The sequence below is a fragment of the Actinomyces bouchesdurhonensis genome, from assembly GCF_900128465.1.
GTDB classification, from domain to species: domain Bacteria; phylum Actinomycetota; class Actinomycetes; order Actinomycetales; family Actinomycetaceae; genus Pauljensenia; species Pauljensenia bouchesdurhonensis.
Genome location: NZ_LT635866.1, coordinates 110997 through 137589, shown reverse-complemented (window position 1 = coordinate 137589; position 26593 = coordinate 110997). Strand labels below are relative to the sequence as shown.

At 61.8% G+C, this 26593-nt stretch carries 17 protein-coding genes, 6 pseudogenes and 3 CRISPR repeat arrays; of the genes and pseudogenes, 20 read left to right on the top strand and 3 right to left on the bottom strand.

The annotated features are described in order from the left end of the window. Positions 1 to 255 precede the first annotated feature (255 nt). Entirely contained in the window at positions 256 to 2331 is a 2076-nt protein-coding gene (locus BQ7477_RS03055) for an N-acetylmuramoyl-L-alanine amidase (protein WP_073982765.1), read from the top strand. A 305-nt stretch (positions 2332 to 2636) separates the two neighbouring features. Then, positions 2637 to 3278: direct repeats of the CRISPR family, unit length 37 nt; unit sequence GTCAGAAAGCACCGAGCGCCATAAGGTGCATTAAGAC. A 17-nt stretch (positions 3279 to 3295) separates the two neighbouring features. On the opposite strand, the pseudogene BQ7477_RS03050 reads toward BQ7477_RS03055, so the two are convergent. Further along, positions 3296 to 3733, bottom strand: a pseudogene (locus BQ7477_RS03050) (transposase); the annotation flags it as partial. Between the two features lie 69 nt (positions 3734 to 3802). Next, a CRISPR array of direct repeats spans positions 3803 to 5337; the repeat unit is 37 nt; unit sequence GTCAGAAAGCACCGAGCGCCATAAGGTGCATTAAGAC. Between the two features lie 185 nt (positions 5338 to 5522). Continuing rightward, positions 5523 to 7602: a CRISPR direct-repeat array (repeat unit 37 nt; unit sequence GTCAGAAAGCACCGAGCGCCATAAGGTGCATTAAGAC). Between the two features lie 90 nt (positions 7603 to 7692). On the opposite strand from BQ7477_RS03050, the pseudogene BQ7477_RS03045 reads away from it, so the two are divergent. Both BQ7477_RS03045 and BQ7477_RS11325 read left to right on the top strand, forming a co-directional pair. Continuing rightward, positions 7693 to 8532, top strand: a pseudogene (locus BQ7477_RS03045) (IS30 family transposase); the annotation flags it as partial. A gap of 149 nt (positions 8533 to 8681) precedes the next feature. After that, positions 8682 to 8855: pseudogene (locus tag BQ7477_RS11325) on the top strand (transposase); the annotation flags it as partial. 355 nt (positions 8856 to 9210) lie between these two features. Here the strand turns inward: BQ7477_RS11325 and BQ7477_RS03035 are convergent. Then, positions 9211 to 10638: a sugar nucleotide-binding protein gene (locus tag BQ7477_RS03035; RefSeq protein ID WP_073982764.1), complete on the bottom strand. Its 1428-nt coding sequence runs from the start codon at positions 10636 to 10638 to the stop codon at positions 9211 to 9213. Between the two features lie 196 nt (positions 10639 to 10834). Between BQ7477_RS03035 and rfbA the strand changes: the two genes are divergently transcribed. The 5 genes and pseudogenes from rfbA (at position 10835) to BQ7477_RS03005 (ending at position 14593) form a co-directional block, all read left to right on the top strand. Next, positions 10835 to 11707: a glucose-1-phosphate thymidylyltransferase RfbA gene (gene rfbA / locus BQ7477_RS03030; RefSeq protein WP_073982992.1), complete on the top strand. Its 873-nt coding sequence runs from the start codon at positions 10835 to 10837 to the stop codon at positions 11705 to 11707. Further along, a pseudogene (locus tag BQ7477_RS03025) lies at positions 11708 to 12439 on the top strand (glycosyltransferase family 2 protein); the annotation flags it as partial. A gap of 653 nt (positions 12440 to 13092) precedes the next feature. Further along, a pseudogene (locus BQ7477_RS03015) lies at positions 13093 to 13515 on the top strand (CpaF family protein); the annotation flags it as partial. A gap of 2 nt (positions 13516 to 13517) precedes the next feature. Beyond that, positions 13518 to 14135, top strand: a pseudogene (locus BQ7477_RS03010) (glycosyltransferase family 2 protein); the annotation flags it as partial. Beyond that, complete coding sequence (locus tag BQ7477_RS03005) at positions 14132 to 14593, top strand: DUF2304 domain-containing protein (RefSeq protein WP_073982763.1); 462 nt, start codon at positions 14132 to 14134, stop codon at positions 14591 to 14593. The pseudogene BQ7477_RS03010 and the gene BQ7477_RS03005, both read left to right, overlap by 4 nt. Positions 14594 to 14916: 323 nt before the next feature. Here BQ7477_RS03005 and BQ7477_RS03000 read toward each other — a convergent pair whose 3' ends face one another. After that, positions 14917 to 16137 carry a phosphotransferase gene (locus tag BQ7477_RS03000; RefSeq protein WP_073982762.1) on the bottom strand — a complete coding sequence of 407 codons (1221 nt, stop codon included), beginning with the start codon at positions 16135 to 16137 and terminating at the stop codon, positions 14917 to 14919. Between the two features lie 142 nt (positions 16138 to 16279). On the opposite strand from BQ7477_RS03000, the gene BQ7477_RS02995 reads away from it, so the two are divergent. The 12 genes from BQ7477_RS02995 to ftsX all read left to right on the top strand — a co-directional run bounded on the left by BQ7477_RS02995 (position 16280) and on the right by ftsX (position 26568). Beyond that, the gene (locus BQ7477_RS02995) at positions 16280 to 17494 is read left to right on the top strand and encodes a TadA family conjugal transfer-associated ATPase (RefSeq protein ID WP_073982761.1); all 1215 of its coding nucleotides are present in this window, start codon (positions 16280 to 16282) and stop codon (positions 17492 to 17494) included. Then, entirely contained in the window at positions 17479 to 18357 is an 879-nt protein-coding gene (locus BQ7477_RS02990) for a type II secretion system F family protein (protein ID WP_073982760.1), read from the top strand. The genes BQ7477_RS02995 and BQ7477_RS02990 overlap by 16 nt, the downstream gene beginning before the upstream one ends. After that, positions 18354 to 19250 (top strand): type II secretion system F family protein, encoded by an 897-nt coding sequence (locus BQ7477_RS02985; RefSeq protein ID WP_073982759.1) that lies wholly within the window; start codon positions 18354 to 18356, stop codon positions 19248 to 19250. The genes BQ7477_RS02990 and BQ7477_RS02985 overlap by 4 nt, the downstream gene beginning before the upstream one ends. Positions 19251 to 19277: 27 nt before the next feature. After that, complete coding sequence (locus tag BQ7477_RS12000) at positions 19278 to 19448, top strand: hypothetical protein (RefSeq protein ID WP_200783457.1); 171 nt, start codon at positions 19278 to 19280, stop codon at positions 19446 to 19448. After that, positions 19420 to 19821 carry an ABC transporter gene (locus tag BQ7477_RS02980; protein ID WP_073982758.1) on the top strand — a complete coding sequence of 134 codons (402 nt, stop codon included), beginning with the start codon at positions 19420 to 19422 and terminating at the stop codon, positions 19819 to 19821. The genes BQ7477_RS12000 and BQ7477_RS02980 overlap by 29 nt, the downstream gene beginning before the upstream one ends. Continuing rightward, a complete protein-coding gene (locus BQ7477_RS12670) occupies positions 19818 to 19940 on the top strand; it encodes a hypothetical protein (RefSeq protein WP_268753701.1) in 123 nt (40 codons plus the stop codon). Before BQ7477_RS02980 ends, BQ7477_RS12670 begins: the two co-directional genes overlap by 4 nt. A gap of 38 nt (positions 19941 to 19978) precedes the next feature. Further along, positions 19979 to 21280 (top strand): ISL3 family transposase, encoded by a 1302-nt coding sequence (locus BQ7477_RS02975; RefSeq protein ID WP_073982757.1) that lies wholly within the window; start codon positions 19979 to 19981, stop codon positions 21278 to 21280. A 52-nt stretch (positions 21281 to 21332) separates the two neighbouring features. Further along, complete coding sequence (locus BQ7477_RS02970; RefSeq protein WP_338072945.1) at positions 21333 to 21638, top strand: 1-hydroxy-2-methyl-2-(E)-butenyl 4-diphosphate synthase; 306 nt, start codon at positions 21333 to 21335, stop codon at positions 21636 to 21638. A 502-nt stretch (positions 21639 to 22140) separates the two neighbouring features. After that, entirely contained in the window at positions 22141 to 23502 is a 1362-nt protein-coding gene (gdhA, locus tag BQ7477_RS02960) for an NADP-specific glutamate dehydrogenase (RefSeq protein WP_073982755.1), read from the top strand. Positions 23503 to 23647: 145 nt separating this feature from the next. Next, on the top strand, positions 23648 to 24769 hold the full coding sequence (gene prfB / locus BQ7477_RS02955) for a peptide chain release factor 2 (protein ID WP_073982754.1): 1122 nt from the start codon (positions 23648 to 23650) through the stop codon (positions 24767 to 24769). Between the two features lie 189 nt (positions 24770 to 24958). Then, positions 24959 to 25648 carry a cell division ATP-binding protein FtsE gene (ftsE, locus tag BQ7477_RS02950; protein ID WP_073982753.1) on the top strand — a complete coding sequence of 230 codons (690 nt, stop codon included), beginning with the start codon at positions 24959 to 24961 and terminating at the stop codon, positions 25646 to 25648. A gap of 5 nt (positions 25649 to 25653) precedes the next feature. Then, entirely contained in the window at positions 25654 to 26568 is a 915-nt protein-coding gene (gene ftsX / locus BQ7477_RS02945) for a permease-like cell division protein FtsX (RefSeq protein ID WP_073982752.1), read from the top strand. Positions 26569 to 26593 lie beyond the last annotated feature (25 nt).

The following is a 26593-nucleotide window of genomic DNA, read 5'->3' as shown; positions in this document are numbered from 1 at the left end:
GTGCGAGGGGTGCCCTGAGGGGCGGTGCGAGGGGTGCCCTGAGGGGCGAACCAGCCGGGCGTGGGTGCGTGTGGCAGGCGTGGCTTCGTCGGAGGGCTGTGGTGGATGGCGAGTCTTAGCTCTCACCGAGTCTTACTGAGCAATCATTTGGTGTGCAGTTCGTGCCAGTCTGTACGTGTAACAATTTTCATGTTTACAGTTACAACATAAGTAACTAAAATCCCTGTTGTCACACTAGCAACTCGAAGGATGACTATGCGCACCCCGTGGAGAAAACTCGCAGCCGGGCTGGCCCTGGCACTGGGGGCCGCTGTCGCGGCTCTCGTGCCCCCCGCCCATGCGGCCAGCGGCATCATCATCGCCATCGACCCCGGGCACGGGGGGTCCGATCCTGGCGCGGTCGCCAACGGCCTACAGGAGAAGGACCTGACCCTTGCGGTCTCGCTGGCCTTGAAGCAGGAACTAGAAACGTATGATGGCGTCACTGTCGTGATGACGAGGACGACGGACACGAGGCCATCGGAGAATCTCGGCGTTGATCTGTCGAGCCGCGTCCAGGTGGCCGCAGCGGCGAACGCTGACGCCCTCGTGTCGATTCATTTCAACTCTGGCTCGCCGATCGCCCGCGGCGCTGAGGTTTGGTATGGGAACTCCTCGTCCTATAACTATTCGACTCATGCGCAGGGTCGGAAGCTCTCCAGCAATATCCTGGATCAGCTCACGGGTCTTGGCCTCGAGGAGCGCGGTATTAAGACCCGCGATAATCCTTACTATGACTATCCGGATGGTTCCACGGGCGACTACTATGCGATTATTCGCCAGGCGCGCGAGGAGAATATGACCGGCATCATCGTCGAGCACGCCTTTGTTACGTCCTCGTCGGACGCGCAGATGTTGCGTGATCCGGCTTTCGTGCGGTCCTTGGGTGTCGCTGACGCGACCGGTATTGCTCAGACTTATGGGCTTAGTAAAGGGACGTGGGAGAGGTCGGGGGATTCGTGGCGTTTTGTGCGCGACGGTGTCGCTAAGACCGGCTGGTTCACTGCGGGGGGCCGCTGGTACTGGGCGGCTTCGGATGGGCGCACGGTGCGTGGATGGTCCACAATTAATGGGCGCCGCTATTTCTTTGATGATTCCACTGCGATGGTGACGGGCTGGAAGAAGGACGGTGATTCGTGGCGTTATTTCCGTCCCGACGGTGACATGGCTACCGGGTGGGTGAAGGATGGCCGGACCTGGTATTACCTCGACAGTGAGGGCGTTATGGCTACCGGCTGGCTGCGTTACCGTGATAACTGGTATTGGCTGAGTGCGTCCGGCGCGATGGCTGTGGGTTGGACGAATGTTGGCTCCGACTGGTATCTCTTTGAGGATGATGGGCGTATGCTCACCGGCTGGCAGCGTACTGAGGATGACGGGCAGTGGTATTTCATGCACCCGAGTGGTGTGATGGCTACCGGCTGGTTGTTGGATCGTGGCACCTGGTATTACTTGGATTCTGAGGGGACTATGCTCACGGGCTGGGTGAAGGTCGGTGGCGTCTGGTACCACTTGGGTGCGTCTGGTGCGATGAGTACCGGGTGGCTGCTTGATGGCGGTACGTGGTATTGGTTGGATTCGTCCTCTGGTGCGATGGCGACTGGTGTTGTGACTGTTGAGGGGAGGGCGTCTTCGTTTGCTTCGTCTGGCGCGTGGCTGGGTTATGTTGATGGCTCTGGCGCCCCTGCTTCGGACGCGGCGACTCGTTCTGGCGCGCGTGGTGATGCTGTGACGAATGCGGCGGGTCAGCGTCTCATCATGACTGCGCCTATGGCTTCGCGTTCCGAGGTTATTGATGACATGGTTGATGCTTGGGATCGGGTGGGTTACTCGTATCCGTCGTCTCTTGCGTCTGGTGGCGCGGGTTCGATCCGTGACTTTGCGGGCATCATTTACGATGAGGCTGTGGCTGAAGGCGTGTCGCCTGAGTTGGTGTTTGTTCAGTCGATGAAGGAGACGGGTTGGTTGCAGTTTGGCGGCGATGTGAGTGTCGGCCAGTTTAATTTCTCTGGCATTGGCGCGGTTGGCGGTGGCGCGCGGGGTGCTTCTTTCTCGGATGTGCGTACTGGTATTCGTGCTCAGGTTCAGCATTTGCGCGCTTATGCGGATCCGTCGGTGTCTGTTGGGTCGTTGGCGTATCCGGTTGTGGATCCTCGCTTCACGTACGTGCGTAAGGGTGCGGCTCCTGTGGTTGAGTACTTGGGTATTCAAGAGAATCCGAATCATACGGGTTGGGCCGCTGCCCGCGGGTATGGGAATGATCTGGTAGCCATGTTGAACGCGTACTTCTAGGGGGTTTGTTTTCCGTCACGAGGCCGGGGTTCGTCGCGCTGTGAGGTGTGGTGGGCCCCGGCGTCTGTGTGTGGCGTTTCTGGTGGTTGTGGCGGGTGTGCGTTGGTTGCGGCGCGAAACGCCGACGTTGGTGTGAGTTTCCGGCGTGTTCCGCGCTGTTTTGGTTGTCCGTGGCGATGCGCCGTATTGCAACGAAAAGTCTGCTAATCTGGCAGCGTGCTTGTTGGTCGGAGGGGTGCTTTTTCGGCCACTGGCGATCCAAGGCACTGTTTCCCCTGGTCACAGGCGGTGCGACACGCCGGGCAGTCAGAAAGCACCGAGCGCCATAAGGTGCATTAAGACTTCCATCGACACAGCCACCTCATCAGCAAGCGCTGTCAACGTCAGAAAGCACCGAGCGCCATAAGGTGCATTAAGACCGCTCGACATGGCCGCCACCACCCGTGGCGGCTTCCCCACTGGTCAGAAAGCACCGAGCGCCATAAGGTGCATTAAGACCGTTGACCACTTGATTTTCTCTTTCCTCTTGTACGCGTGTCAGAAAGCACCGAGCGCCATAAGGTGCATTAAGACGCATGTCGTCCAGGGAGTAGACGAGGCCTTTGCAGGACTTGTCAGAAAGCACCGAGCGCCATAAGGTGCATTAAGACGTCACGAGACGAGCATCGCCCCATCGTCCCAAACGCGTGTCAGAAAGCACCGAGCGCCATAAGGTGCATTAAGACGCTCCGGCGGCCTTGTGGACGTCCACGTGTCCGACGTAGTCAGAAAGCACCGAGCGCCATAAGGTGCATTAAGACCGCATGAGCTTGCGCTCCTCAGGATCGTCGAAATCCGAGTCAGAAAGCACCGAGCGCCATAAGGTGCATTAAGACTCTCCTGCCTCGAACGTTACGTCCGAGATGTACTGGTCAGAAAGCACCGAGCGCCATAAGGTGCATTAAGACGGGTTTTAGCCCGACGNGCAAATGCCGTGCTCGATGAGCGTCTTCTTGGGGTGGGCGTAGATCCACGTGTAGATCGCCTCGTGGCTGATCGTGTGACCCTGGGCGTCGGGAGAAGTATCCATGGAGGGCAGTGTGCCACACGCCTCCTCACGCAAGCGCCCGCTGATCTGGCGGGGAGTGTGCCCCTGGGACAAATCAGCAATCACACGGCGGCGAAGGACCTCGTCACAATCCAACAGGCGCTTCTTCGGGCGACGCCTGGCCGCGCGGGCCGCCTTGTCGGCCTCCTCGGCCCGATACTGCCCGTCAGGGCCCGTATGGCGGGCGATCTCACGGCACACCACCGAGGGGCTACGCCCAATCAAGTGGGCGATCCGCGTCTGGGACAAGCCCACATTCACCCCCGCCATGATCGCCGCGCGATCCCAGGCACCAAGCATCCGACGACACCCCATGATCAGCCTCCAAACAGCATCACCGCTACACGAAAATTGCTTACACCCTATGACACCGCCCCCTTACCGAGTCAGAAAGCACCGAGCGCCATAAGGTGCATTAAGACGCCGCAGCCTTCCATGTACCAACATACCCGTAGAGCCACCCGTCAGAAAGCACCGAGCGCCATAAGGTGCATTAAGACCTAAGCCGACCCCGGAGCCGAGCACCCCGCCTGCTCCTGTCAGAAAGCACCGAGCGCCATAAGGTGCATTAAGACACGCAAGAATCTTCCGTGCGTAGTCCGACAGTGCGCGTCAGAAAGCACCGAGCGCCATAAGGTGCATTAAGACTCGTTGACCGCTCGCCGAATGTTCTTGCCCTCCTCTGTCAGAAAGCACCGAGCGCCATAAGGTGCATTAAGACTACATAGACTTAGCAGCACCACGCGCAACAATCAAGGTCAGAAAGCACCGAGCGCCATAAGGTGCATTAAGACGCATCGCCTCCCAGACCTTACGGTCGAACTCGGCCAGTCAGAAAGCACCGAGCGCCATAAGGTGCATTAAGACCTGGATGACCCCGTCAGTGGAAACCTTGTAAGTCTCACCGGTCAGAAAGCACCGAGCGCCATAAGGTGCATTAAGACAGGACGAACGGGAAGTCTGCCTGCCACTTGAAGCCACCGTCAGAAAGCACCGAGCGCCATAAGGTGCATTAAGACGACGTGAGCGCCGACAGGAGCGGCGGGACAATCGCCGTCAGAAAGCACCGAGCGCCATAAGGTGCATTAAGACCTGTCTCCTCCTTGATGAGGCGCAGATCCTTGGGTCTCGGTCAGAAAGCACCGAGCGCCATAAGGTGCATTAAGACGAGAAAATGCCGTCACCATCGGTATCCTCGCGGAAATTGGTCAGAAAGCACCGAGCGCCATAAGGTGCATTAAGACCCATAAAGCTAGAGTTCATAGCTGCGCCAGCGTTCTGGGTCAGAAAGCACCGAGCGCCATAAGGTGCATTAAGACTTTGTGAGCTCGACGATGTCAAAATCGCCAGCGTGATCACGTCAGAAAGCACCGAGCGCCATAAGGTGCATTAAGACCGACAGAGATGGATGCAGTGAAAGACCGCGAGGCTAGGGCGTCAGAAAGCACCGAGCGCCATAAGGTGCATTAAGACTTGTCAACCCCACGCTGTTGTAATATCGGTCACATGGTCAGAAAGCACCGAGCGCCATAAGGTGCATTAAGACCGCACGATACCGTTGTTCACTCGCTTGTCGTTGACGATGCGTCAGAAAGCACCGAGCGCCATAAGGTGCATTAAGACGAATCTTGACAAGCGTTCGGATGAAGCTGTCATCGAGATGTCAGAAAGCACCGAGCGCCATAAGGTGCATTAAGACCTGCCCATAGCAGCACAGACACGATTGATGAGAGTCAGAAAGCACCGAGCGCCATAAGGTGCATTAAGACGGCTGGTCGCCTTTTCCCACCAGTCAATAAGCCCGGTGTCAGAAAGCACCGAGCGCCATAAGGTGCATTAAGACAATTTCTTCAGGGATGCCCTTGCGGTCTGTTTCTGCGAAGTCAGAAAGCACCGAGCGCCATAAGGTGCATTAAGACGGCGNTACGCGTCTGGGACAAGCCCACATTCACCCCCGCCATGATCGCCGCGCGATCCCAGGCACCAAGCATCCGACGACACCCCATGATCAGCCTCCAAACAGCATCACCACTACAGGAAATTGCTTACACCCTATGACACCGCCGCGTCTACCAGATCGAGAGCTGGGAAGAGTCTGATGACGGGTCAGAAAGCACCGAGCGCCATAAGGTGCATTAAGACCAAGAAGCCGCCCAAGTCCTCGCCAAAGCCGCCGCCTACGGTCAGAAAGCACCGAGCGCCATAAGGTGCATTAAGACAGGGGTTCGAGGCCGAGGGCGGCGCCGGTTTCGGCGTCAGAAAGCACCGAGCGCCATAAGGTGCATTAAGACTCGATGACCGGAACAACCGGGTAGTTGCTGTCAACGATGAGTCAGAAAGCACCGAGCGCCATAAGGTGCATTAAGACGTGCGACGATCAGGATAATCTGGTTCCCGATAGCGCTGTCAGAAAGCACCGAGCGCCATAAGGTGCATTAAGACACGTAGGTCATCCAGTTGCGCTTCGCAAAGTCGAGGAGGTCAGAAAGCACCGAGCGCCATAAGGTGCATTAAGACTTGATGTAATTGGTCCAGGTGGTAATCGCTTGTCCATTGTCAGAAAGCCACGAGCGCCATAAGGTGCATTAAGACCATGAGTGCGATGTCGTTGGTCGTGAAGATGAGCTGAGTCAGAAAGCACCGAGCGCCATAAGGTGCATTAAGACAGGTGAGAATAGTCAACGTAGACTTCGGGGTTGTTTACCGCGTCAGAAAGCACCGAGCGCCATAAGGTGCATTAAGACATCTCACGGCTACTCGGCTGAACAGGAACCGTCACGGGGTCAGAAAGCACCGAGCGCCATAAGGTGCATTAAGACTTCCGTAACCTCGCGGGTGTCAGCGGTGGGCATTCTGAGTCAGAAAGCACCGAGCGCCATAAGGTGCATTAAGACTATTGGTTCCATGAGGCGAGTACGGCGTCGTATAGTTCTTCGTCAGAAAGCACCGAGCGCCATAAGGTGCATTAAGACGCGTTGCAATTTACCGTTGAGGAGGTCTTCAAGGGGGAGTCAGAAAGCACCGAGCGCCATAAGGTGCATTAAGACTGTGGGAACGATCACAGTACCGACCAGAACCAGCGCAACGGTCAGAAAGCACCGAGCGCCATAAGGTGCATTAAGACTTGGGAGCACTGACGAGCGCCTTGAACGTGTAGAATGTCACGTGTCAGAAAGCACCGAGCGCCATAAGGTGCATTAAGACTGGTTGCATCGCCTGCATATCGTGCGCCCGTTGTCGAGGGTCAGAAAGCACCGAGCGCCATAAGGTGCATTAAGACTTTATCAGCCAGGGCAAGTATTCCATTGTCAGATCTTATCCCGTCAGAAAGCACCGAGCGCCATAAGGTGCATTAAGACTTCTGAGTTCAATCTTCTCGTAACTGTGTGTTGTGTAATGTCAGAAAGCACCGAGCGCCATAAGGTGCATTAAGACTTGTCTAAGCTGTCTGCTGTTGGCTCTGGCCTGATGTCAGTCAGAAAGCACCGAGCGCCATAAGGTGCATTAAGACCTTTACCTGCCCCGTTGCCAGTAACCACGAGGGTTTTCGTCAGAAAGCACCGAGCGCCATAAGGTGCATTAAGACGTGCTGAGCGACAATGACGCGCACGTCCCCGTTAATCATGGGTCAGAAAGCACCGAGCGCCATAAGGTGCATTAAGACAGACAGATCGTCCTGTGCGTGATTCTCACGGTATTCAGTCAGAAAGCACCGAGCGCCATAAGGTGCATTAAGACGCGTGTGCGTTACGCAGGTAGAGAAGCTCCTCTTCGTGTCAGAAAGCACCGAGCGCCATAAGGTGCATTAAGACAGGTACAGGAGTTCGGCGTCTGGTCCGGCGGCGATGGTCAGAAAGCACCGAGCGCCATAAGGTGCATTAAGACTCTACAAGGATCGACACACTCACATCCACCGCAGCAGGTCAGAAAGCACCGAGCGCCATAAGGTGCATTAAGACCGGGGCCCGTGGTGACGGTCGGGCGGGTGACGGTCGGTCAGAAAGCACCGAGCGCCATAAGGTGCATTAAGACCGGCAGCGTGTGAACCGCGTCACATGTTGGTTGTTCAGAAGTCAGAAAGCACCGAGCGCCATAAGGTGCATTAAGACGAGAGGGGGGTTGAGCGTCGGGAGGGCAGGTTACCCCTGTCAGAAAGCACCGAGCGCCATAAGGTGCATTAAGACGGACTCGAACCTGCGGTGTGTCGTTAACTGGGCGGTGTCATAGGGTGTAAGCAATTTTCGTGTAGCGGTGATGCTGTTTGGAGGCTGATCATGGGGTGTCGTCGGATGCTTGGTGCCTGGGATCGCGCGGCGATCATGGCGGGGGGGAATGTGGGCTTGTCCAAGACGCGGATCGCCCACTTGATTGGGCGTAGCCCCTCGGTGGTGTGCCGTGAGATCGCCCGCCATACGGGCCCTGATGGGCAGTATCGGGCCGAGGAAGCCGGCAAGGCGGCCCGCGCGGCCAGGCGTCGCCCGAAGAAGCGCCTGTTGGATTGCGACGAGGTCCTTCGCCGCCGTGTGATCGCTGATTTGTCCCAGGGGCACACTCCCCGCCAGATCAGCGGGCGCCTGCGCGCCGAAGCGTGTGGCACACTGCCCTCCATGGATACTTCCCCCGACGCCCAGGGTCACACGATCAGCCATGAGGCGATCTACACGTGGATCTACGCCCACCCCAAGAAGACGCTCATCGAGCACGGCATTTGCTTGCCCTCGCGCCGGTGGATGCGCAAGAAACCCCCAGCAAGCGGGCGCAAACCACCCATCGTTGGGATGCGGCTGATTGATGAGCGCCCCGACATTTCTGATCGGAAAATCCCGGGCAACTGGGAAGGCGACCTGATCATCGGCCAAGACGGGGCCAGCGCGTGCGCGACCCTGGTTGAGCGCACCACCCGCTACCTGATCATCGTCGCCCTGCCTCTGGGACGCAAAGCCGACCAGGTCTGTGACGCGCTCACCCGCCGCATCCAGGGCCTGCCCGACGGGGCGATGCGCACACTGACCTGGGATCAAGGCCGGGAAATGGCCCGCCACCAGCGCCTCACCCACGACACCGGCGTGGAGGTGTTCTTCGCTCACCCCCACAGCCCCTGGGAGAGAGGAACCAACGAAANAACAACGCATCCAACGCCCCCGAGCTGCGAAGCTCCTCCACAGCCTCACGCCCACTAGCGCGAGCCACAACAACATCATCATTCATCATGCATCAATCCTTTCAAACAAGAAGACGGATACACAGACAATTAAACACGCCCAACGAAAACACCAACCGACTCATCCGCCGATACCTTCCCAAAGGAACCCCCATCACCAGCCATCAACCCTACCTCGACGCCATCGCCTACGAACTGAACAACTGCCCCAGAGCCACCCTCGGCTACCGCACCCCAACAGAAGCATTCAACGAACTCATTGCTACCACCCATTGACACCGCCGACGTTCCACTCGTCGGTCAGAAAGCATGGAGCACCATAAGGTGAGTGGTGCCATGGCCGTGTGCGGAGCGCAGCATCGGCCGCGTGGAGTGCCGCTATCCCGTGCTTTCGTGGATAGGTTGTGCGCATCCGGATAGGTTATTCAGATGCGGATAGGTTATTAACCTATCCAGATGTTCGTTACCTATCCGGATGTTCGTAACCTATCCAGATACGCCGCTCCCATTCGCAACCGTCGCCTGAGGGCATGCGCGGGCAGTCCCCGTAGCCCTACGCGCACGCAGTGAACGCGGGCATAGCAACGGCCCCGAGCACCTGTCGGTGCCCGGGGCCGAGCCTAACGCGCAATCAGCCGCGCAGCGACGCCACGTAAGAATCAATACGCTGCGACGAATCCGCAGGCGTGAAACCAGTGGCCTCAATCTTCGACAGATCCAGCGTCGAAGACAGAGGACGAGGCGCAGCCTCACGGCCCGCGAAATACTCCTCCGTGCTCACCTCCGTGACATCCTCCGGGTCGCGACCACACAACTCAAAAACCCGCTTAGCGACCTGCGCCCAACTCATCACCGGACCCTCACCCGACAGGTTATAGATGCCGAAAGGCACCTCACTCGTCAACAGGTGAATAATGCCCTGCGCCAAGTCAGCAGTGAAAGTCAAACGACCCACCTGATCCGACACAACCGACGGGCAAACACCGCGATCAGCCAGCGACGCCATAGTCTTAATGAAATTCTTGCCATCACCCACGACCCAGGACGTACGCACAATGTAGTGCTTAGGAGTCGACGCCACCGCCGCGTCGCCGCCCGCCTTCGACTGCCCGTACGCGCTCAAAGGCGAAGGAGCCTCGTCCTCGACGTGCACCTCCTGCGTGCCATCAAACACGTACTCCGTCGAAATGTGCACGAGCGTCACCCCGTGAGCCGTCGCCTCACGCGCCAACACCGCCGGACCCGTCGCATTCGCCTGCCACGTCGCACGCCGCCCCTCCGGAGTCTGCGCGCCGTCCACGTTCGTCCACGCCGCCGCATTGACCACAACGTCGATCTCATCCCACGGCAGGGCAGCGACCTGCTCGGCATCCGAAATGGACACCTCAGGCAAATCAACACCCATAACCGTGAAGCCCGCCTCAGGCAACGCACGCATCAACTCACGACCCAGCTGACCATTCGCGCCCGTCACCAGCGCGCGGCGACCCGCAGGGCCAGACGCCGGGAAAGGCGTCACGTCCGCCATGCGCGGATGCCCCTTATCCTTCTCCGACAAAATCGCCCGATCCAACGGGATCGGCCAATCCACGGCAGCCGTCTCATCAGCCAAGTTCAGGAACGTGTACTTCGCATCCGGCGACCAGTGATCGTTCACCAGATACGTGTACGCCGTGTTCGGCTCCAACGTCTGATACGAATTACCCACGCCCTTGGGCACAAACACCGCCACACCCGGATCAATGATCGTCGTGTACACCGTGCCAAACGACGGCCCCTCGCGCAGATCAACCCACGCGCCGAACACGCGGCCAGTCGCAACCGAAACGAACTTATCCCACGGCTCCGCGTGAATGCCCCGCGTCACCCCGACCTCGTCATTAAAAGAAATATTGTTCTGCACGGGTCCGAAATCCGGCAGGCCCAGCGCGACCATCTTCTCGCGCTGCCAATTCTCCTTAAACCAGCCTCGGTTGTCGCCGTGAACGGTCAGATCGATGCGCAAAAAGCCGGGGATCGGCGTAGTCGTAATCCCCAGGGGCTTAGCAGTAGGCGCCATGATTCTTCCTCTGTGTGCGTGGGTGTCGTTGGGACGTAACCATCCTCACCAATACTATCCGATTCGCACCCCGACGGTGGGGGTACACCGTCCCAGCCTCGCCCACAGGACTAAAGTTGTGGAAAAGTGCGACTCACAGGGATAATGAGCGTTGATGCGCGACCCACACGAGGACGCGCCGGGAAGCGGAGGCAACATGAAAGGCATCATCCTGGCAGGCGGGTCCGGCACCCGACTGAACCCGATCACGCTGGGGACATCGAAGCAGCTGGTCCCCGTCTACGACAAGCCGATGATCTACTACCCGCTGTCAACCCTCATGCTGGCCGGTATCTCCGACGTTCTGGTGATCACCACGCCCCACGACGCGCCGTCCTTCCACCGCCTGCTCGGTGACGGCAGCCAGCTCGGCGTGAGTATCTCCTACGCCGTCCAACACGAACCCAACGGCCTCGCACAAGCCTTCGTGCTCGGTGCCGACCACGTCGGCACCGACGCCGCGGCCCTGGTCTTGGGCGACAATATCTTCTACGGCCCCGGAATGGGCACACAGCTGCGACGCCACGTCGACCCCGACGGCGGTGCCGTATTCGCCTACCACGTCTCTAACCCACACGCCTACGGCGTCGTCGAATTTGACGAGGAATTCAACGCGCTCTCAATCGAAGAGAAACCCGAGAAACCCAAGTCCAACTACGCCGTCCCCGGCCTGTACTTCTACGACAACGACGTGATCGACATCGCCCGCAACCTCAAGCCCAGTGCGCGCGGCGAATACGAAATCACCGACGTGAACCGCGCCTACCTCGAAGCCGGCAAACTCAAAGTCGAGGTCCTCCCGCGCGGCACCGCGTGGCTCGACACCGGCACATTCGACTCCCTCGCTGACGCCACGGCCTTCGTGCGCACAGTCGAAGCCCGTCAAGGCATGAAGATCGGCGCGCCCGAAGAAGTCGCGTGGCGCATGGGCTTCATCGACGACGACGGTCTGCGCCAGCGCGCCGAACCCCTGGTCAAGTCCGGGTACGGAGCCTACCTGCTCGATCTGCTCAACCGTGAGGACAACTGAGTGTCACGCCCCAGTGCTAACTCACGCCTCCTCATCGTCATCCCCGCGTGGAACGAAGAGGAGGTGCTCTCGGGCGTCCTCGAATCCGTGAAGGTTGAAAAACCGTCCTTCGCGGACATCCTGGTCGTATCCGACGGGTCCACGGACGCGACCGCCGACATCGCGCGCGCGTCCGGGGTGGCCGTGCTTGACCTGCCGCTCAACCTGGGGGTCGGCGGAGCCATGCGCGCCGGCTTCCAGTACGCCAAGCGCATGGGGTACGAGTACGCCTGCCAGCTCGACGCGGACGGACAGCACGACCCGACGGAGATCGAGACCCTCATTGAGACGGCCTCCCTCGAGGGCGCGGACGTGGTGATCGGCTCGCGCTTCGCCGGCAAAGGCGACTACCGGGCGCGAGGCCCACGCAAATGGGCGATGAACCTGTTCTCGTTCATCCTCTCGCGCGTGTGCAAGACACGCCTGACCGACACAACCAGCGGCTTCAAACTCTATGGGCCACGCGCCCTGTCGCTGTTCGCACACAACTACCCGGCAGAGTACTTGGGCGACACAATCGGCGCGCTCGTCATCGCGGCCCGCTCCCATCTGGTGGTGCGTGAGGTTGGAGTGCAGATGCACCCGCGTGCCGGTGGCGAACCCTCACACAACCCGATTAAGTCGGCGCTCTTCCTGATGCGAGCGACCCTCGCCCTCGCGGTGTCCCTGTCGCGCCCCGGTGAAAAGACTGCCCCGAGNGGCGGGCGGCCTCGTCGAGGAGAGCGAGGTTGCGGTCGCGGCATTCCACCGCCGTATAGGAGGGGAGGCCGATCGCCGAAAAGACAGTGCCGGGCAGGTTGTGCAGGGCTGCGAGGGCGCGGCCAAGTGAGGCGGGCAGCAGCAGGTCCTTGTCGAGCTCGTCCTGGGTGGGAGTGTGCCCGCCCGGATCCCCGTGCACGTACACGACCCCGCCTCCGCGGATTGTGGCCTGGCCGGCGAGGCGTGGGACATCGAAGGGGATGTAGTCGTGCTCGTATGCCTTTCCGAGGCGGTCGAGGATGCCGGACGTGGCCTCGAGGGCTGGCCCGGAGACTTCCTCGTGGGGATATGTGACGATCCAGCGTTTGCCGGCGGTGTCCTCGATGCCGGTGACGGAGGCGAGTTCGTCACTGTAGGTCGGGGGGCGTAGCGCGCTCACGCGCATCCCGGGCACGGCGGTGGTGGCCAATGCGGCCAATTCGAGGGGACTCTTCGGGGTCGTCATTTCTTTAACGTATCGCGACGGGCGGTGCAGATGGGTGCCCCGCGCGGAACTTGCACTGATTGTGGGACAGGAGTTTGCTCCTTCCCGAACAACTCTGTTACTTTCGACACATTGGCTTTGTCTGTAGCGAGGAGGCTCAGGGATGGAAGCCGTGACGCGGACACTCGCCGCGCGGGTTCGAGAGAGACTGGCCGCGGGCGGCATCGATGCGGCGCGCGACCCCCGGGCCGTGCGCGACCTGATCGACCGCGTCATTGACGCTCATGCTCCCGACATGCTCCCCACACAACGCGAGCAGGTCGAATCGGACCTCATGGATGACATCTGTGGGCTGGGTCCCCTGCAGGCGCTCATGGATGACCCGGATGTTGAAGAAATCTGGATTAACTCGGCATCGCGCGTGTTCGTGGCGCGCTCCGGCGTCGCGGAACTGACCAGCCTCATCCTCACCGACGAGGACGTGCGCACCCTCGTGGAGCGGATGCTGCATCACTCGGGCAGGCGCCTGGACCTGTCAAGTCCTTTCGTGGATGCGATGCTGGCTGGGGGAGAGCGCTTGCACGTCGNTCCACGGACGCGCCCGCCGACATCGCGCGCGCGTCCGGGGTGGCCGTGCTTGACCTGCCGCTCAACCTGGGGGTCGGCGGAGCCATGCGCGCCGGCTTCCAGTACGCCAAGCGCATGGGGTACGAGTACGCCTGCCAGCTCGACGCGGACGGACAGCACGACCCGACGGAGATCGAGACCCTCATTGAGACGGCCTCCCTCGAGGGCGCGGACGTGGTGATCGGCTCGCGCTTCGCCGGCAAAGGCGACTACCGGGCGCGAGGCCCACGCAAATGGGCGATGAACCTGTTCTCGTTCATCCTCTCGCGCGTGTGCAAGACACGCCTGACCGACACAACCAGCGGCTTCAAACTCTATGGGCCACGCGCCCTGTCGCTGTTCGCACACAACTACCCGGCAGAGTACTTGGGCGACACAATCGGCGCGCTCGTCATCGCGGCCCGCTCCCATCTGGTGGTGCGTGAGGTTGGAGTGCAGATGCACCCGCGTGCCGGTGGCGAACCCTCACACAACCCGATTAAGTCGGCGCTCTTCCTGATGCGAGCGACCCTCGCCCTCGCGGTGTCCCTGTCGCGCCCCGGTGAAAAGACTGCCCCGAGGCAGGAGGCGAGCGCATGAGTCCCACGTACCTTCTCGGACTTGTCTTCGCGATCATCATTCTGGTGATGGTGTTCGTGAAGATGCGCAACTCGGGCCTGAAGGAACGCTACGGCCTGTGGTGGTACTGCATTGCATTCTTCACGGCGCTGCTGTCGCTCTTCCCCCCGATCCTGAAGTGGACCGCGTTCCAGCTGGGCGTCGTCGTCCCGCTGAACCTGGGTTTCTTCCTGGCGGGAGTAATGCTCTTGCTCCTATCCCTGCGTTTCTCAGTGGACCTGTCGCGCTCGGATGAGGACCGCCGTCGCCTCACCGAGGAGGCTGCGATCCTGCGCCTTCAAGTAGAACGCTTGGAACGCCGCGTCGAAATCCTCGAGGGGCGCACCTCCTCACAGGGTGAACCCGCCGCCTCCCAAGGGACGGCTTCCCCTCGCGGTAAGTCTGCCCATCAGGGGAAGAAGAACAAAAAGAAGCGCTGACCGGTGCGCCGCCGCTGCTCAGCGCTCCATTGACGAGGCCGGGGTCCGTCAGGTGGATAAACCTGACGGACCCCGCTCTATGCCGACGGGTCCGCGCCTGCCAAGTCCGGGTTTTGTGGCGGGTCGTTGCGGCCGATTCCCGTCGTGTTGTTGTGTGTTGGTTTTCTGCTCGGTCTGGTGTGACGCGCACCGAGCGAGGCGGGGGACGGGGGTTGTGCCGGTGGGCCGGGGGCCGCAGTTGCTCATTCGACAACGCGACACGCACGCCGGGCGCACAACGCCACGTGTGTCGCGCCGGGCGCGGCGTGAGGACCGTTGACGAGTTACGAGATGAGGGTGCCGTCCGGGCCGAGCCGCAGGCGTTCGGTCGGGGCGGCGGGGTCGGCTTCCCCTTGGGTGAGCTTGCGGACGAGTGCTGAGACGGGCTGGGTTGGTTCGCCGGTGTCCTCCTCTGGCTCCTCGCCGGTCGCGGTGGTCTTGCGGTCGTGCCATTTGATGGGGCGACTGTTGGAGGATGAATCATGGGTGGGCGCGCGAGAGGGACGTGAACCGCTTGCGGCGGGGGAGGCCTCGTCGATAGATGAAGAGCGTGACCCCATGGCGGACGCGTGGGAGGGAAGCAGCGGCTCACCGTCAAGGTCGGCGGCCAGGTCGGCGAGCATCTCGCGGGCCTCGTTGACGACGGAGGTGTCCTCGGCGTGCAGGCCGTGGACGAGCCAGCGCACCAGCGCGATCTCGCTGAGGAGCTGAGCGCGCGTGAAGACATGCAGGTCGGTGGCGCGTCGCTCGTGACCGTAGGTTTCGCGGAAGCGTTCAAGGAATGAGTCGGATGCGCTGGCTTGAATCCATGCGATGTCGAGCGCCGGGTCGCCCACGTGCGCGCTGGTCCATCCGCCGATAGCGAGGACAGAGCCGCGTTGGACGGACAAGCAGCGCTCCTGGACGTCCCCATGGACTGGTGCGGAGGGGAAGCGCCACAGGGAGACGTCTTCGAGGGCTGCTTCCCAGCGGTTCCACAGTGACGCGGGGATCGTGACCTGGCGGGCGGCCTCGTCGAGGAGAGCGAGGTTGCGGTCGCGGCATTCCACCGCCGTATAGGAGGGGAGGCCGATCGCCGAAAAGACAGTGCCGGGCAGGTTGTGCAGGGCTGCGAGGGCGCGGCCAAGTGAGGCGGGCAGCAGCAGGTCCTTGTCGAGCTCGTCCTGGGTGGGAGTGTGCCCGCCCGGATCCCCGTGCACGTACACGACCCCGCCTCCGCGGATTGTGGCCTGGCCGGCGAGGCGTGGGACATCGAAGGGGATGTAGTCGTGCTCGTATGCCTTTCCGAGGCGGTCGAGGATGCCGGACGTGGCCTCGAGGGCTGGCCCGGAGACTTCCTCGTGGGGATATGTGACGATCCAGCGTTTGCCGGCGGTGTCCTCGATGCCGGTGACGGAGGCGAGTTCGTCACTGTAGGTCGGGGGGCGTAGCGCGCTCACGCGCATCCCGGGCACGGCGGTGGTGGCCAATGCGGCCAATTCGAGGGGACTCTTCGGGGTCGTCATTTCTTTAACGTATCGCGACGGGCGGTGCAGATGGGTGCCCCGCGCGGAACTTGCACTGATTGTGGGACAGGAGTTTGCTCCTTCCCGAACAACTCTGTTACTTTCGACACATTGGCTTTGTCTGTAGCGAGGAGGCTCAGGGATGGAAGCCGTGACGCGGACACTCGCCGCGCGGGTTCGAGAGAGACTGGCCGCGGGCGGCATCGATGCGGCGCGCGACCCCCGGGCCGTGCGCGACCTGATCGACCGCGTCATTGACGCTCATGCTCCCGACATGCTCCCCACACAACGCGAGCAGGTCGAATCGGACCTCATGGATGACATCTGTGGGCTGGGTCCCCTGCAGGCGCTCATGGATGACCCGGATGTTGAAGAAATCTGGATTAACTCGGCATCGCGCGTGTTCGTGGCGCGCTCCGGCGTCGCGGAACTGACCAGCCTCATCCTCACCGACGAGGACGTGCGCACCCTCGTGGAGCGGATGCTGCATCACTCGGGCAGGCGCCTGGACCTGTCAAGTCCTTTCGTGGATGCGATGCTGGCTGGGGGAGAGCGCTTGCACGTCGCGATCCCACCGGTGACCGGCCAGGCGTGGAGTGTCAACATTCGTAAGCACATCCAGCGCGCCCGCACCCTGGAGGACCTGGTGGCCGCCGACATGGTGCCCCCGCCGATGCGGGACTTCCTGGCCGCCGCCGTGGGCGTCGGCCTGTCAGTGCTGGTATCGGGCGGCACGCAGGCGGGCAAGACGACGCTCCTGCGGGCTCTCGCCGGTGAGTTACCGCGTTCGCGGCGCGTCATCTCCTGCGAGGAAGTTTTCGAGCTTGGGCTGGCGAACTGGGACCACGTCGCCATGCAGACTCGCCCCGCCGCAGCCGAGGGGACGGGAGAGATTACGCTGCGTGACCTCGTGCGCGAGTCCTTGCGCATGCGCCCCGAATGCCTGATCGTTGGTGAAGTTCGAGGCCCCGAGGCACTCGATCTGCTCGTGGCCCTCAACGCGGGCGTGCCCGGCATGGCGACCGTGCACGCAAATTCGGCGCGCGAGGCCCTCGACAAGCTCTCGATCCTGCCGCTCCTGGCGGGGGAGAACGTAACGACGGGGTTCGTCACGCCCACGCTCGCTTCCTCGATTGACCTCGTGTGTCACGTGGAACGAGGCCGTGGCGGGAGACGCTATCTCTCTGAGGTTCTCGCGGTGCCCGGGCGGGTCGAGGGCGACCGTATCGAGACAGCCACACTCTTTACGTTCGACGGGGAACGCTGTGAGCGAGGCTCAGGTGGACTCGACCTGCACGAGCGTTTCGCAGGTGCAGGCTTCGACCTGGGTTCTCTCCTGGAATGGGGGCCACGGTGATTGCTCTGTCGTGTGGACTCGTCTTCGGTATCGGTCTCGTCTTGGCTCTGTCCCCGCTGTTGTCGCCGCCACCGGAGCGCTCGGTGTGGGGGCCTTGGAAGCGGCTCAGTGAGGACGTGGAGCGCGCACGCGTGCCAGGGTTGAGTGCCGCTGGCCTGGTCCTCTTGAGCCTGGCCCTGTGCGCGGTGGTTGCAGCGGTGGTCTTCATCGTCACGGGGGCGTGGCCGGTCGCTGTCATCATGTCGGTCGGGGTGGCTTTCCTGCCGTACGCGTGGGTGGTCTCCCGCGTCGCAGGGCGCGCGAAAACAGTGAGAGCCGCCTGGCCTGAAGTCATCGATTCGATGGTCTCCGGCGTGCGAGCCGGAACATCCCTGCCTCAGGTCCTGTGCGATCTCGCCGACGAGGGTCCGGCCCCCGTGCGCTTCGCCTTCGAGGCTTTCTCCCGCGACTACAGCGCTAACGGGCGATTCGCCAGCGCCCTGGACCGCATGAAGGACGAGGTACGAGACCCGGTCGCGGACCGCATCGTCGAAGCGCTGCGCGTCGCCCGATCCGTGGGCGGTGCCGACCTGACGCGTCTCCTCCAAGACCTGGCGACCCTCCTACGCGAGGACGCGCGCGTGCGAGGGGAGCTTGAAGCCCGCCAGTCCTGGACGGTGGGCGCGGCCCGCCTGGGGGTGGCCGCCCCCTGGATCGTGCTTCTCCTCCTGTCTGGTGGGGGAGCGAGCGCCAACGTGTGGAACTCGCCCGGAGGCATCGCTGTCCTCTTCGGCGGCGCGGGGGTCTGCGTCATTGCGTACCTTGCCATGAAGGCTCTCGCTCGGCTGAGCGCGGATCCGCGACACCTAGGAGGACAACGATGACTCTGTGGGAGCTGCGCGCGCTCGACGTCCTCGCTGCGGTCCTCGCGGTCAGCGGTATGACTGTCATCATCCGGGCGCTCCTCGCGCGCCACGTGTCATTCGCGCAGCGCGTCGCTCAGGGACGAGTCCGTGAGGAAACCCCGCGTGACGTCACCCGTTGGCTGCGTCGCGCGGGCGCTTCGGCCCTCGATTCCCTCGGTTCCACCTCGGAGTCGGTTGCACGCAGGCTCGACCTCGCCGGCATGAATCCCGACGTTTCTGTGTTCCGTCTTCGTCAAGCAACGGCGGGCATCTCCGGGCTCATCCTGACCTGTCTCGCCCTGACAGTGCGACCGGCCTCGTCCCTGCGCGCCTCGATCATTCCCCTGTGCGCATGCGCCCTTGTCGGCACCTTGATTGGCGTGGCGGGAATGGACCGTGCCCTCACGGTTCGAGCGAATCGACGTCAGAGGCTCATCGACGCCGCCGTACCCGACTGCGCGGAGCTCCTCGCGCTCGCGGTCGCCGCCGGGGAGTCGATTCCCGCCGCCATCGAGCGCGTCGCCGGTTGCGCGGGTGGGCCCCTCGGGGCGGAGCTGGGGCTGACGGCGGGGCATATCCGCAACGGCATGCCCTCGGTGCGTGCCCTTGCCCAGCTTGATGAACGCACCGAATCCCCGGCGTTGACACGCCTGACTCGCACGCTGACGACGGCGATCGAACGCGGCTCGCCCCTGGCGTCGGTCCTGCACGACCAGGCGCGCGACCAGCGTGAGCGTTCCCTCGCTGCGCTCATGGAAGAAGGCGGGCGTAAAGAGATCGCGATGCTTGTGCCTGTTGTTTTCCTGATATTGCCTGTCACCGTCATTTTTGCGCTCTATCCGGGTCTGATTGCCCTGGATTTCACTCCCTGATTATTCGCGAGAGGAAAGGAACACACCATGAAGAAGTGGATCGTTAAGGCCCGGAGGTTGGGGGAAGGGGGCGACGTGCCCGGCTGGGTGCTTATCACGCTCATGACGGCTGCCCTTGTTGTGTTGATCTGGGGCGTCGCCTCGGAACGTCTGGTGGAGATTTTTAATCGTGCGATGGATTCCATTTCGGGCATTTGAGAGGGATGCCGAGCGCGGGTCGGAGGTCGTCTCCACGGTTCTCGTCCAGGGGCTGGTTGTCGTGCTCATCCTCCTGCTCGTGCAGGTGGCTTTCGCTTCGCATGTGCGAACAATGAGCGTGAGCGCCGCGTCCGAGGGGGCGCGACGGGGTGGTCTGCTGGGCGGGGACGAGGAGGAGGCGGTCGCGCGCACGAGTGAGCTGCTTGATTCGCTTGTTGGTGCTTCACGCGACCGCGAGATTGAGGTGGAGCGGGAGTCGGACGGCGACACGGATGTTCTTGTCGTCACCGTGCGCACGCGGTTGCCTCTCGTGGGTGGGCTTGGTCCGCGATGGTTGACTGTGCGCGGGCGCAGCCTCGTGGAGGGGCCGTGAGTGAGCGCGGGGATGCGAGCGTGGAGTTTGTGGGTGTTCTCGTCGCGGTCGTTATCCGGCTCTTCGCATTTTGGGGTGTGGGGGGTGGTGTTGGCATGGGGTCGGGGCCTGCCCGATGATTGAGGTTGCAACACTTCAAACGCTGGGAGGCCCCGACATGTCTAATGCTACCTTTTCTGCTCCGGATATGACGATTTATTGCGGGTTGGAGGAGCTGGGCTTGGTGGCTGTGGGGATGTGCTGCCAAGGGGGTGGGTTCGTCCTGAAGTGCCGTGTGGCTAATCCTGTTCGGCTGTGTCCAGGGTGTGGGCGCCCGGGGTATTCGCTGGGGTCGCGTACCCGGCGCTTAGCGCACGAACCGCGGGGGCATCAGCCCACGACGCTGGTGGTGTATGTGGGACGTTACCACTGTCGCGTGTGTTCTCATTTCTGGTGTGATGACATCAGCCAGGCGGCTCCCCCGCGCGCCAAGCTCTCCTTTGGGGCCTTGCGCTGGGGGCTTGTGTGCTTGATCGCTGACAATATGTCCATGAACCGGATCGCCGCTCACCTGGCGGTAGCCTGGCATACTGCCAACGAGGCGATACTGGCCTATGGCGACGAACTCCTGCTCGCGGATTCGACTCGCTTTGAAGGCGTGCGCGTCATTGGGGTTGATGAGCACGTGTGGCGTCATCGGGGTGGGGACAAGTACGCCACGGTGATCGTGGACTTGACCCCTGTGCGCGACCATACTGGCCCGGCCCGCCTCCTGGACGTGGTGCAAGGCCGCTCCAAACGCGTCTTGTCTTCCTGGCTGGCCGCGCGCCCCCAAGAATGGAAGGACAACATCGAGATCGTGGCGATGGATGGGTTCAGTGGCTATAAAAGCGCAGCAGTCAGCCAGCTTCCAGGGGCGGTGGCGGTGATGGATCCCTTCCATGTTGTTCATATCGCTATCGACGCCCTAGAGCAGTGCCGCCAGCGCGTCCAGCAAGAAACCCTGGGGCATCGCGGCCGCAAGGGTGACCCCTTGTACGCGGCCCGTAAAACGCTCCTGACCGGCACTGACATCCTCACCGACACATCCCAGGCGCGCTTGGATGCTTTATTCGCCTGCCCCAACCACGCTGACGTGCACACCACCTGGAGAATCTACCAGGACCTCCTAGCAGCCTACCGTGATCGTGACCCCAGGCGCGGCAAAAACACCCTCCGCCAGCTCATCACGACGATCACCCGCCCGGGCTTGCCACACACATGCATCGAGCTAGCCCGCATGGGCAGAACCCTCAAACGCAGAGCCAGGGACATCCTGGCCTACTTCGACCACCCCCACACCAGCAACGGCCCCACCGAAGCCATCAACGGACGCCTCGAACACCTCCGCGGCATCGCCCAAGGATTCATCAACCACCGAAACTACCGCCTACGCTGCCTCCTCCACTCCGGCGGATTCCAACACCTCCTACACCCTTAAATGCGAAGAGCCCGTTATCCCGTTGCTGTATGTTGCTCTTGCGCTCGGGCAGGTGAGTGCTGGGGCGATGGCGGTGGATGCTGGCGCGCGCGAAGCTGCCCGCATCCTTGCTGAGGATGCTCAGCGTCAGGGGGATGCTGAGCGCGCGGTGTCTTTGATTGTCGAAGATTTCGGTGTGGATGCTACGCCGGTGGTTTCGTCTTCGTGCGTGGCGTGTGAGTCCGGCGAAGCGACTGTCGAGGCCCGTGTTTCGGTGCGTGTTCCTTTGCCGTTTATGCCTGCCTGGTTTGGTGCGGTGGGTGTTGAGGTGTTCTCGAGTGCGAGCGCACCCGTGCGGGAGGTGGTTGCTCGTGAGTGAGGAGGGGCGCGTCGGTGTCTTAATGTGTGCGGGTTGTGCGTTCGTGTGTTTGCTCCTGTTTGTGACGGTGTCGCTGACTCAGGTTGCGATGCAGGATCGTCGTCTGGTGTCGTGTGCGGATGCGTTGGCTGGTGCTGGCGTGGGTGGTGCGTCTGCTTCGTCGGTTATCGCGCGCCAGGAATCGGGTATTGACGAGGCGGGGGCGCGTTCGCGGGTGGAGGTGGCGCTGGTGGAACTGGGGTCGTCCACGTGTCGCGTGGGGGAGGGGGTGGTCGTCACGGGAGTGTTCGTTTCGAGTGGGGAGGTGGAGGTGTCTGTGAGGGCTCGTCCGCGCGTTTGTGCGCTTCCTCCCGTTTTGGTTGGCGTGGTGGTTCCTGAGCTGGAGCGGACGTCGAGTGCGCGGGTGAGGCCGCTGTGAGCTGGGCATAAACGTGTCCTGTGCGACGGTCACATCGTGGGATGATCACGAGGGAGCGAGTAAACGAATCGTAAACTTTGAGCCATGAGCACCTTTGATACATCGCGTCTTAACCCTGCGTTGGCATCCGTCTTCGAATCGGTCCAACGCCGTGACCCCGCACAAGCCGAATTTCATCAGGCAGTCTACGAGGTTCTCCTGACGATCGCTCCCCTCGTCGAGCGTCATCCCGAGTACGCCGACCTGGCCGTCATCGATCGCATCGTTGAGCCTGAGCGCCAGATCCAGTTCCGCGTGCCGTGGGCTGACGACAAGGGTGGCCTGCATGTGAACCGCGGCTTCCGCGTTCAGTTCAATTCCGCGCTGGGTCCCTACAAGGGCGGCCTGCGTTTCCATCCTTCCGTGAACCTGTCCATCGTCAAGTTCCTGGGTTTTGAGCAGATTTTCAAGAACGCCCTGACCGGCCTGCCGATGGGTGGCGCTAAGGGTGGCGCAGACTTCGATCCTAAGGGCAAGTCCGACGCCGAAGTGATGCGTTTTTGCCAGTCCTTCATGACCGAGCTTTCGCGCCATATTGGTCCCGACACCGATGTGCCCGCCGGCGACATCGGCGTGGGCGGTCGCGAGATCGGTTTCCTGTTTGGCCAGTACAAGCGCCTGAAGAACCGCTTCGACGCGGGTGTCCTGACCGGCAAGGGCCTGACCTGGGGCGGATCCTTCGCGCGCACTGAGGCCACCGGCTACGGTCTCGTTTACTTCGCCGCTGAGATGCTGGCCGCGAAGGGCACCAGCTTCGACGGCAAGCGTGTCGTCGTCTCCGGCTCCGGCAACGTCGCGATCTACGCGACCGAGAAGGCTCAGCAGCTGGGTGCGACCGTCGTGGCCGTGTCTGACTCTTCCGGCTACGTCGTGGACGAGGCCGGCATTGATGTGGCCCTCCTCAAGGACGTTAAGGAGGTGCGTCGCGGGCGCGTCTCCGACTATGCGGCAGAGCGTCCCGGCGCCACCTTCGTGTCCGATGGCTCCATCTGGGATGTCCCCTGCGACGTCGCACTGCCGTGCGCGACCCAGAACGAGCTGCCCCTGTCCGGCGTGCAGTCCCTGATCAAGAACGGCGTCCAGCTGGTCGCCGAGGGCGCGAACATGCCCACCACCCCCGAAGCGATCGAGGCCCTGCAGGCCGCGGGCGTGGCCTACGCCCCCGGTAAGGCTTCCAACGCTGGTGGCGTAGCCACCTCCGGCCTCGAGATGCAGCAGAACTCCGGTCGTACCCAGTGGCCTTTCGAGCAGACCGACGCGAAGCTTCACCAGATCATGGTGGATATTCACGCGAACGCTGTGTCGACAGCCGACGAGTTCGGTGTACCCGGTGACTACGTGGCGGGCGCGAACCTGGCGGGCTTCCGCAAGGTGGCCGACGCGATGGTTGCGATGGGTCTCATCTGATCGACCACGCAGCTCGGTGCCCCGACGTCTTCGGCGTCGGGGCACCGGCGTCGATGGCGCGAATGTGCGCCTCGTCAGCGTAACGCCTGACACCGATGGGCTCCTCACGCCCCTGGTTGGGAGCGGAATCGGTTACTCTGGGTGTGTGGCCATTGAATTTTCTGAAGAGATCCCGTCCCTGCGAACCACGATGGAAAATATCCTCGCGGTCGTGCAGCCGGACAAGCTGCGCGAGCAGATCGCTGAGCTGAACGAGAAGGCGGCTGCTCCCGACCTGTGGGATGACCCCAGTGCCGCCCAGGCTGTCACGAGCGCGCTGAGCCACTGTCAGAGCGAGCTCGACCGCGTCATGCAGATGAGCGAACGCATCGACGACCTCGAGGCCATGGTGGAGATGGCCGCGGAAGACCCCGACGAGGGCGATGATATTCTCGCCGAGGCGGAAGCTGATCTGGAGAAGTTACACAAGGACCTGTCCGATCTGGAGATCCGTACGCTGCTGGACGGTGAGTACGACGAACGTAACGCCGTCATCACGATCCGAAGTGGCGCGGGCGGCGTGGATGCAGCCGACTTCGCCGAAATTTTGCTGCGCATGTATTTGCGTTGGGCGGAGCGTCATGGCTACCCCACCAAGGTGATGGACACTTCCTACGCGGAAGAGGCTGGCCTGAAGTCGGCGACCTTCGAGGTCCAGGCCCCCTACGCCTACGGCACGCTGAGTGTTGAGGCCGGTACCCACCGCCTCGTGCGCATCAGTCCCTTCGATAATCAAGGTCGCCGTCAGACGTCCTTCGCTGCGGTCGAGGTTATTCCCCTCATCGAGACAACCGACCATATTGAGATTCCCGAGTCGGAACTCAAAGTTGACGTCTTCCGCTCCTCGGGTCCTGGCGGCCAGTCCGTGAATACGACCGACTCGGCTGTGCGCATGACCCACATCCCTACGGGCATCGTCGTGTCCATGCAAGATGAGAAGTCCCAAATTCAGAACCGCGCGGCGGCGCTGCGAGTCCTGCAGTCTCGTCTCCTCGTGTTGCGTCACGAGGAGGAGCAGGCCAAGAAGAAGGAACTCGCCGGCGACGTGAAGGCTTCGTGGGGCGACCAGATGCGCTCCTACGTGCTCCAGCCGTATCAGATGGTCAAGGACCTGCGGACCGAGTACGAGTCCGGTAACCCCCAGTCTGTGTTTGACGGTGACATTGACGGCTTCATCAATGCCGGCATCCGCTGGCGTAAGAACGAACAGAACGCGGCCAGGGACTAAGGCAACGAACAAGCGCATCCGGCCCGGGCCTCGTCGATTCGTTGCCGAGGCCCGGGCCGCTCGTGTGAGCACGCGGACGAGGGCGGCGGGCTGAGTACCACACCACCGCTTTTCAGCGTGTCGCAGCCGGGACGTGACCCCATCGTTACATAACCTGACAGGGACTATTGACCCCGATCGGATGGTCCCATGATTCGTTTTGATGATGTCACCATGGTGTACACGCCTGGTGCCCAGCCCGCGCTGGACCACGTCTCGCTGGAGGTGGAGCGCGAAGAGTTCGTGTTCCTCGTCGGCAAGTCGGGTTCCGGCAAGTCCACTTTCCTACAGCTTGTCATGCGCGAAATGAAGGCAACGAGCGGCAAAGTATGGGTGCTTGGCAAGGACGTGTCCAAGCTGTCCACGTGGGCAGTGCCAAAGTTACGTCGCAAGATCGGCACCGTTTTCCAGGACTTCCGTCTGCTGCCCTCCAAGACCGTGTACGAGAACGTCGCCTTGGCCATGCAGGTCATCGGCAAGCCTCGTCACGCGATCGAGACGTCCGTTCCCGATGCTCTGGACCTGGTGGGCCTGTCCGGCAAGGAGTCGCGCCTGCCCCACGAGCTCTCGGGCGGTGAGGAACAACGCGTCGCCATCGCGCGTGCCATGGTGAACCGCCCCGAGCTGCTGCTCGCGGACGAACCCACCGGCAACCTTGATCCGGAGACTTCTCTGGGCATCATGCGGCTGCTGGACCGAATCAACCGCTCCGGGACCACGGTCGTCATGGCCACCCACGACGCGGACATCGTGAACCAAATGCGTAAGCGCGTCATCGAGTTGGAGGCCGGCGACGTTGTGCGCGACCAGAACCGGGGCGTCTACGGGGCCGGGAGGTAAGACCAGTGAAACTTCGTTTTATTCTGTCCGAGGTCGGAAAAGGTCTGTCGCGTAACCGCGCGATGAGCGTTGCTGTGATCCTCGTGACTTTCGTGTCCCTCCTCTTCGTGGGCATCGCTGGCCTAACGCAGATGCAGGTGTCCAAGATGAAGTCGGAGTGGTATGACAAGATTGAGGTCACTATCTACATGTGTGCCATCAACGATGCCGCCCCGAACTGCAACTCAGTCGAGGCAACAGACGAGCAGATTGACGCTGTGCGCCAAAAGCTAGCGTCGGCAGAGATGACGCCCTACGTCGCTAACGTGTATGAGGAGACGAAGGAAGAGGCCTACGAGAACTTCCAGCGTCTGAACGGCAACGATGCACTGACCCAGTGGACCACCCCGGACATGCTCCAGTTCTCTTTCCGCATCAAGCTGGTCAACCCCGAGCAGTATTCCGTGGTCAAGGAGGAGTTCTCCGGGACCGCTGGCGTGTCTGAGGTCCGTGACCAGCGTGAGGTCGTTGAACCCCTGTTCCGAGTCCTGGGTGCCGCTCGCACAGCAGCCCTGGGCTTGGGCGCAATCATGGTTGTGGCCGCCATCTTGCTGATCTCTACGACAATTCGCCTGAGCGCAATGAGCCGCGAGCAGGAAACCCAGATCATGCGTTACGTGGGCGCCTCGAACCTGTTTATTCAAGCGCCGTTCATGATTGAGGGCGCGCTCGCTGCGCTGGTCGGTGCGGCGTTGGCGATCGGTTCCTTGTTCGCGGGCGTGCACTTTGTTGTCCAAGGATGGATGGCTCCTGCCTTCAAGTGGACGAACTTTATCGGCATGAGTGAGGTGGCGATCATGACGCCAGTCTTGGTCCTGGCGGCGGTCGCTCTGGCGGTGATCGCTTCTGCGTTCTCGCTCGCGAAGTACACCAAGGCGTGATTCTCATGGCTCGTTCTCCTCGTCG